Source organism: uncultured Clostridium sp. (assembly GCF_937920395.1).
Lineage (GTDB): Bacteria > Bacillota > Clostridia > Clostridiales > Clostridiaceae > Clostridium_AD.
On sequence record NZ_CALEVF010000153.1, the window covers coordinates 1 to 8,013 of the forward strand.

General features: G+C 30.1%; 7 protein-coding genes and 1 riboswitch. Of the genes, 4 read left to right on the plus strand and 3 right to left on the minus strand.

Annotation, left to right across the window (positions count from 1 at the left end):
- Positions 1-1,268, minus strand: a 1,268-nt coding sequence (locus Q0649_RS10645; RefSeq protein ID WP_298841337.1) for a M18 family aminopeptidase, incomplete at its 3' end; no start/stop codon positions are given.
- Positions 1,269-1,443: 175 nt separating this feature from the next.
- Between Q0649_RS10645 and Q0649_RS10650 the strand changes: the two genes are divergently transcribed.
- The 4 genes from Q0649_RS10650 to Q0649_RS10665 all read left to right on the plus strand — a co-directional run bounded on the left by Q0649_RS10650 (position 1,444) and on the right by Q0649_RS10665 (position 4,020).
- Positions 1,444-2,628: a cation diffusion facilitator family transporter gene (locus Q0649_RS10650; RefSeq protein WP_298841339.1), complete on the plus strand. Its 1,185-nt coding sequence runs from the start codon at positions 1,444-1,446 to the stop codon at positions 2,626-2,628.
- A 353-nt stretch (positions 2,629-2,981) separates the two neighbouring features.
- Complete coding sequence (locus Q0649_RS10655; RefSeq protein WP_298841341.1) at positions 2,982-3,188, plus strand: helix-turn-helix transcriptional regulator; 207 nt, start codon at positions 2,982-2,984, stop codon at positions 3,186-3,188.
- Between the two features lie 72 nt (positions 3,189-3,260).
- Positions 3,261-3,488 carry a hypothetical protein gene (locus tag Q0649_RS10660; protein WP_298841344.1) on the plus strand — a complete coding sequence of 76 codons (228 nt, stop codon included), beginning with the start codon at positions 3,261-3,263 and terminating at the stop codon, positions 3,486-3,488.
- Between the two features lie 406 nt (positions 3,489-3,894).
- Positions 3,895-4,020, plus strand: coding sequence for a hypothetical protein (locus Q0649_RS10665; RefSeq protein ID WP_298841346.1), 126 nt, complete (start codon positions 3,895-3,897; stop codon positions 4,018-4,020).
- Between the two features lie 960 nt (positions 4,021-4,980).
- On the opposite strand, the gene lysA is transcribed toward Q0649_RS10665, so the two are convergent.
- Positions 4,981-6,279: a diaminopimelate decarboxylase gene (gene lysA / locus Q0649_RS10670; RefSeq protein ID WP_298841349.1), complete on the minus strand. Its 1,299-nt coding sequence runs from the start codon at positions 6,277-6,279 to the stop codon at positions 4,981-4,983.
- A 29-nt stretch (positions 6,280-6,308) separates the two neighbouring features.
- A complete protein-coding gene (locus tag Q0649_RS10675; protein WP_298841352.1) occupies positions 6,309-7,508 on the minus strand; it encodes an aspartate kinase in 1,200 nt (399 codons plus the stop codon).
- Positions 7,509-7,696: 188 nt separating this feature from the next.
- Positions 7,697-7,868, minus strand: a riboswitch (Lysine riboswitch).
- Positions 7,869-8,013: the final 145 nt, after the last annotated feature.

Consider the following 8,013-nt stretch of genomic DNA (forward strand, 5'->3'; position numbering starts at 1 on the left):
ACATAAAAATGATCTAATACTCCGCCTAATTCTCTTATTGAATGCATAGCCAAAGTTGGACTTCCCATATCTACTGAACGTATATTTAAATGAGTTGAAGATATTGGCCCAATTGTTGAACCACCCCTAGCATCAGACCTATTAACAAATTTTTGTACTGGTACGCCAGCCTTTTCGCAAATCAATTCATAAACTGCATCTGAGTTACTATCAGTTGTATAACTTTGACTCGCACTAATTTTTATAACTGGCCCTTTGTTAATATATGGTTTGTTTGTTGGGTCATTTTTTTCTGGACTATTAGGATGAACAGCATGTGCATTATCTGCAGATATTATAAATGATTTAGATATAGCTCTAAAAAAGTCTTCACGATCTTTACCCTGAGAAATTGTAATACGTTCTAAAATATCAACTAGCATGTTTGAGTCAGCACCCTGCTTTGTTGAACTTCCCACCTCTTCGTTATCAAAACAAACAATTACATTTGTCGCCTGTACAGATGAGCCCCTAGCTATCGCACTTATCCCAGCATGTACCATAGCTAAATCATCCAACCTTGAGCTTGATATAAATTCATTATTAAGCCCGATAATTGATCCTTTTTCATATTCATAAAGAAACAAATCAAAATCAATAATTTGCTTAATATCTACAGATAATTCTTTTGCAATTGCACTAATAAGATAATTATTTTTTTCTAGATTTTCATTAACCAATGAGAGTAATGGCAATAGATCCTTTTGCTTATTTAGTTCAATACCAGTATTAATATTTCTATTCATATGAATAGCTAAATTAGGAATTATCATAATTGGTCTTTTTATATTTACAAGCCTAGTTTCAGGATGCAAAAGATTATCACTCTCTAAGGTTACCCTACCAGCTATTGATAATGGCCTATCCATCCATGTATTTAATATAGGTCCTCCATAAACTTCTGTATTTAATCTTACATAAACATTATCTACTACCATTTCCGGACTTGGCTTTATTCTAAAGCTTGGTGAATCTGTGTGTGCTCCAATAATCTTAAACCCACTTTTCTCAATATCTCCCTTTCCAACTACAAAAGCAGTTAGTGCAGAATCATTTTTAGTTACGAAATATTTTCCACCTTTTTCAAGTCTCCATTTATCTTCTTCCTTAATTTCCACAAAACCTGATTTGCTTAACTCTTCTTTAGCCTTTGATACAGCATGATATGCTGTTGGACTATCATAAATATAATCAATAAGATTCTGGGCAAATTCTAATTCTTTAGACATATATATTCCTCCAATTAATGCTAAGATATATAAGCACCTTGCTTATCTCTATTATTAGTATAACAAATTTCATGCATAATATTTCTATAAGAACTAAATAAATGCTATAATTAATAGTAAGAATTATATTTGAATTTATTTTTTCAAATTATACAATATAACTAGAGGTGTAAATATGTTAACAAAATTTTTAATATCAAAATTCGTAAAAAATTACAAAGATACTACTAATAAAAAAGTGAGAGATGATTACGGTTATCTAGGTGGCTTAGTTGGAATTATACTAAATTTAATACTTTTTACTACTAAATTAATTATAGGAATAATATCAAATAGTATAGCAATTACAGCAGATGCCTTTAATAATTTATCGGATGTCGCTTCATCAGTTATTACAATTCTAGGTTTTAAATTAGCTAGTAAACCAGCAGATAGAGAACATCCTTTTGGTCATGGAAGGCTTGAATATATTTCTGGCCTTATAGTCTCGTTTATAGTAATTCTAGTAGGTTTTGAATTTATTAAAACCTCTTTTGATAGAATAATTCATCCATCAAAAGTTATCTTTAATCTTATACCCTTTATATTAATATTAGCCTCAATAGGTGTTAAACTTTGGATTAGTGGGTTTAATAAGATTATGGGCAAAGCTATAAACTCATCAGCACTGCAAGCCTCTTCAACTGATGCATTAAGTGATGTAGTAAGTTCAAGTTGCGTTGCACTATCACTTCTCCTATCTATTTGGATTGATTTCCCATTAGATGGGTACATAGGTATACTGGTATCCCTTATAATAATATATGCTGGATACTCACTTGTAAAAAAAACTATAAATCCGCTTCTTGGTGAAGCACCTGATATAGAACTTGTAAGCGGAATTCGTTCAAAATTATTATCATTTGATCATATTACCGGTTGCCATGATCTAGTTATACATAACTATGGCCCTGGAAGATGCATGGGCTCTATTCATGCTGAAGTTCCTTGTGATATGTCTATAGTTAAAATCCATGAAATTATAGACGAAGCTGAAAAAGAAATCTCTGATGAATTTAACCTATATTTAGTTATTCACATGGATCCTATAAATAAAACGGACAAGGAAGTTAACGCATCTCGCTTAGAGCTTCTAAATGTATTAAAATCTTTTCCTATAATAAAATCAATTCATGACTTTAGAATTGTAGGCGAAGGCAATCATAAAAATTTAATTTTCGATATTGTAATTGATTTCGATCCTAAATTTTCACTAAGTGATGAACTTAAACTCCAAGATGATATTAATCAAAAGCTAAAAAAATCTTACCCTTATTATAATGCCGTTATGACAATAGATAGGGATTATATAGGCGTATAGTTATTGCTTAAAACTTAGGAAGGTATATTTTACTACAAATGCATTCACGACCCTAAGAACTACTAATTTTATTATTACTAAATCTGCTAAAAACCATAAACTCACTATCGCTCAAACATATGGATTTTTTAACGCATCTTAAGTAATAATAAAACAAGAAGTTCTAAAGCTTGTTCAATTCATTTTACGTATAATATACCTTTTTTCAGTATTAACCTATAATCCTATATATAATATATATTAGTGGAATTTCCCACTGCTATTATTTTGTTTTTTAGAAAAGTTAAATTGACATTTTATGCAAAGCTAGCTATACTTAAAATGTAAAGTAAACATTGCAAAGGAGATCTGATATGAAAACATGTATTCAAGAACTAAGAAAAAAAAATAAATTATCTCAAGAAGAACTAGCATTAGCAGTTGGTGTTTCAAGACAAACAATCACATCCTTAGAGTGTGAAAAATATACAGCATCACTTGTTCTTGCATATAAAATAGCAATATATTTTAATCTTACAATTGAAAAAGTTTTTGATTTTTCAAGAATTAATAAGTTATAAAATGGAGGAATTATAAATGGTAGAATATAAAAAATCATTAAGTAAAAAATTAAAACTTATGAGAACTTTCGCTTGCCTCGCAGCTATAACCTTTATATAGAAGAACATGATGAGAGAACAAAACTTATTTATGATAAAACTGGTGTTTCTGGATTTAGATTATCATTAGTTGCAATAACAACAACTACTATTATCGCCGGATTTTTTAATCAAATAGTTTTTCTAACTTTACTTGCTGTTCTATTTTCTATGATTCTGGTATCCATATTTTTAAAATTATATTATAAAAATAAATTTTAATAATCACTTTTGGAACCAATTTCCATGTTACTATATTTAATTCAAGTTTCCTAATTTACTGTTTTATATACACATTCATTTCATTACTTGGAACACTTATGGGCGATTTAATTCTTAAATTCAAACATAAATTCATTAGTAAAAATAAATAAATATATCCGGCTAAATGATTTTTCAAATAATCTAAGAAGATATAATTGAATAACTTTTAGAAATTATTTTTCTACATCCTTAACTTATGGCTATGTCTAATATATATGTTCCTTATTATTGAAATTTATGTTATATATAGTATGTAACTATAGTATAATTTAGTAAACGGTTGCATGAAATTTCAAATATTAATATATTAGTAATATAATAATTGATATCTAAATAAAAAACAATAAATTTAGGGGGTTAAGATATGGGAGTGCTTAGTGTATATGGTTCATTTTATTTTATTTTCTTAATAGTTATTGCAGGATTAGGTATATACACAACGATTTTATTTATAAAGGCATTGAAAATATATATTAAAAAAAATTCATAGTACTACATATTTCTAAAAATCTCAATTAAGGAAATCCATTTGTCTTTCCTTAAAAAATATCAAATTTTCAACACTATTATTAAGCCTAGCCTATAAGATTATTTATCACATCGGCAGCCTAACGGTTAAAAGACTTTTTTAGAAAGTATATCAAAATGTCAATTTATAAAATAACCTACTTTGAACGCACTCAAGGGCATATAACAAATAAAATTGTTAGATGCCCTTATTGTTCATAGAAGTTTATATAACATATATATGATTTATCCAAAGTGACTCTCAACAAGAAACGAAAAAATTATTGAAAGTGCATTTACAAACTCTTCTTTTTCAACTTTAGTTTCAAAGATTATTTATCACATCGGCAGCCTACCGGCTAAAAGACTTTTTTAGAGAGAATATCAAAATCTTTCACTCTTTTCTCATTTACCATCTTTTGCAGCTACACTATAGTGTAAATAAATAATAGTATGAATTTCTCCAGAATCACTTGCAACAAGAAACGAAGAATCATTAAAAGTGCATTTAGAAACTCTTCTTCTTCAACTTTAGTTTCAAAAATTATTTATCCAATCGACAGCCTACCAGCTAAAAACTTTTTTGGATAGGATATTATGCTCTTTCATTCTTTTCCTCTTTTCCTCTTTTCCTCTTTTCCTCTTTTCCTCCTTGCCATTTTTTACACATACACAAAATAGTGTAGATAATAATATGAGTTTCTCCGGAGTGACTTGCAACAAGAGGCGAAGAAACTATTGAAATTGTATTTAGAAACTCTTCTTTTGCAAATGTAAAATTCTCGTAAGCCTGACAGGAGGTCAGGCTAGCGAACCTGAGCCAGGACGGCGAATGTGAGCGATAGAGGATTTTACATAAGCAAAAAAATAGAGTTTCTTAATGCAATTTCCAGTTTCAAGCTCCTGTTGCAAGACACGCTGGAGAATTTGATAATTTTGTTACCTATAAACATACTTCGTTACTAATCATGTCCTTGTATGTTTGTCTTTTGCATATTATTTTGTGACTACCATCATTAACTAAAACTACTGGAGCCTTAGGTATTTTATTATAATTACTACTCATTGAATAACCATAAGCACCAGTTGATAATACAGCCATAAGATCTCCACTATTTATCTTTGGCAACTTAACTCCCTCAAGAAGTATATCCCCACTTTCGCAACACTTACCTGCTATTGTAACTATTTCCGTACATGGATCACTTATTCTATTCGCAAGTAGACATTGATATTGTGCATTATATAATGCTGGTCTTATATTATCTGTCATTCCACCATCAACTGCCACATATTTTCTAACCTCTGGTATATCCTTTATAGCTCCAACAGTATATAACGTAATACCTGCATTAGCTACAATAGACCTACCTGGTTCAATCACAATAATAGGAAGTTTTATTCCATATTTAATGCACCTTGCTTTAGCTTCCTCAAGTATTACAGAGCAAAATTCTTCTATTTCTTTAGGTTCATCACCCTTATCATAATAAACTCCAAATCCTCCACCTAAATCCAATTCTTCTATATCATAACTAAACTTTTCTTTTATATGTTTAATTAAAGTTGTCATTATATTTACGGCTTCTCTGTAAGGTTCTAACTCGAAAATTTGAGATCCTATATGACAATGAAGTCCTGCAAGCTTTATATTTGATAAACCTAAAGCAGTCCTTATAACTTCTTCAAGCTCATTATTTAATATAGTAAATCCAAACTTTGAATCAATCTGTCCAGTTTTTATATAGTCATGTGTATGTGCTTCAATACCAGGAGTTACTCTAAGAATAATTTGTTGTGTAATTCCCTTTTCCTTTGCATTTTCATTAATAATTTTCATTTCATGAAGATTATCCACCACAAAAGTTCCTACCCCAAGATCTATTGCCATTTTAATTTCATCAATTGTTTTATTATTGCCATGAAAATATATATTTTCAAGTGGGAATTCAGCCTTATAGGCAGTGTACAATTCTCCGCCCGAAACTACATCTAAATATAAACCTTCACTTTTTATAATTTCACACATTGCAATAGTCAAAAATGCTTTTCCAGCATATGCTACCTTATTATGTTCACTCTTAACTTTTAACGATTTATAGAATCTTCTACAATTATCTCGTATAAGCTGTTCGTCCATTATGTATAAAGGTGTACCATATTCCTTTGCTAAGACCTTTGCACTAACTCCTGCAATACTTAGCATATTATTATCATTTTTTATATCACCAAAAAATCTCACATAAATCCCTCCTTTTATTAATATATTATTTATAAATTAAATTCCTTCGCAACTACCTTTATAGCCTTTAGCTTGTCGCTGGTTTTAATTGCACAAGTTATTCTTATTTCTGATGTCGTAATCATTTTAATCTCTATATCATTTTTACTAAAAACCCTAAACATTCTAGCAGCTACTCCAGAGGTTGTCTTCATCCCAAGACCTACCATCGAAAATTTAGTTATATCCTCATCAACTATAACTTTAGTATCAACTGTTATTCTATCTATAATTTTAAGACTATCCTTTAAGCTTTCTTTAGGAATTGTGAACGATACACTCACCATTCCATCTACTGGTGATGATTGACTTATCATATCTATATTAACCCTTTTAGTTCCTATAGCTTCAAATATAGTTGACAATATATTTACATCTTTAGGTATATTCTTAAGCGTTACTGCCACATCATCATCACTTGTCGCAATACCCGTTACTGGTTTACTTTCCATATCCACGTTATTTACCTCCTTAATTATAGTTCCTTTAATATTACTATCACTTAATCCTACATATATAGGTATACCATATTTTTGAGCAAGTTCTATTGATCTTGAATGCATTATCTGAGCTCCCAAACTTGCTAGTTCAAGCATTTCTTCATATTCTATTTCATCTAATTTTTTTGCATCGCTATAAGCTCTAGGATCTACACTATATATACCAGAAACGTCCGTATATATTTCACATCTTCCATTAAGTTTTACAGCAAGTGCAACCGCCGTAGTATCAGAACCACCTCTACCAAGCGTGGTAATATCCCCTTCTTCATTTATCCCTTGAAAGCCAGCAACTATTACAATTTTACCTTCTTTTAAACTTTTTTTAATTTTGTTACCATGTATATCCTCAATTAATGCCTTACCATATTGTCCACTAGTCTTAATTCCAATTTGGTATGCAGTATAACTTATTGCATCATGTCCAAGTCCCTTAATTGCCATAGCAAGTAATGCACTTGAGATTATTTCTCCCGTTGAGAGTAATGCGTCTAATTCCCTTTTATCAGGTTCTTCCCCTATTCCCTTTGATAAGGATAATAAATCATCTGTAGTGTCCCCCATAGCCGATACTACTATTACTAAATCCGTGTCCTTATTTTTTCTTTTTATTATGCTCTGTGCGATCTTTTTAATTTTTTCTGTAGTGCCTACCGATGAACCACCGTACTTTTGAACAACTACTGCCATAATCAAATCATCTCCTGGGTCGCTGCCTAATAACAGCTAATAGAATTTAAAACATTTTTATATTTCTTAATACATCATTGATATTTAAACTTTATCTTTTGTGATATTGATACATCTCTCCAAAAAAAAATAATACAGCAAAGGAACACCCTTGCTGTATAAAATATGTTGTTTTACACAAACCTCGTGTACCTTGTAGCTCTCCACTAATAAATCAGTGACAGCCCTACACATATTATGTGTAAAACCAGAAAATAATTTTACCAAATATATTTTCTTCGGCCATAACTCCTTTTCTTATTTTTCCTCGCTTGCAAGCTCCAAATAAGTACTAATAGACACAGCACCTCTACCCTAGGTAGTTCATTATTTAATTAGTTACTAGTTTATCACAGTATTCTTATATTCACAAGTATTTATTATATACACCATTCAAACTAAATTGCATACCATATATATGACAATGTTATTTAAATTTAGGAGATGATAAAATGTGCGGTATTGC

Bases quoted from the DNA above. Each gene is read 5' to 3' on its own strand.
- Q0649_RS10675 (WP_298841352.1), bottom strand. From the start codon at position 7,508: ATGGCAGTAGTTGTTCAAAAGTACGGTGGTTCATCGGTAGGCACTACA.
- Q0649_RS10650 (WP_298841339.1), top strand. From the start codon at position 1,444: ATGTTAACAAAATTTTTAATATCAAAATTCGTAAAAAATTACAAAGAT.
- Q0649_RS10655 (WP_298841341.1), top strand. From the start codon at position 2,982: ATGAAAACATGTATTCAAGAACTAAGAAAAAAAAATAAATTATCTCAA.
- Q0649_RS10665 (WP_298841346.1), top strand. From the start codon at position 3,895: ATGGGAGTGCTTAGTGTATATGGTTCATTTTATTTTATTTTCTTAATA.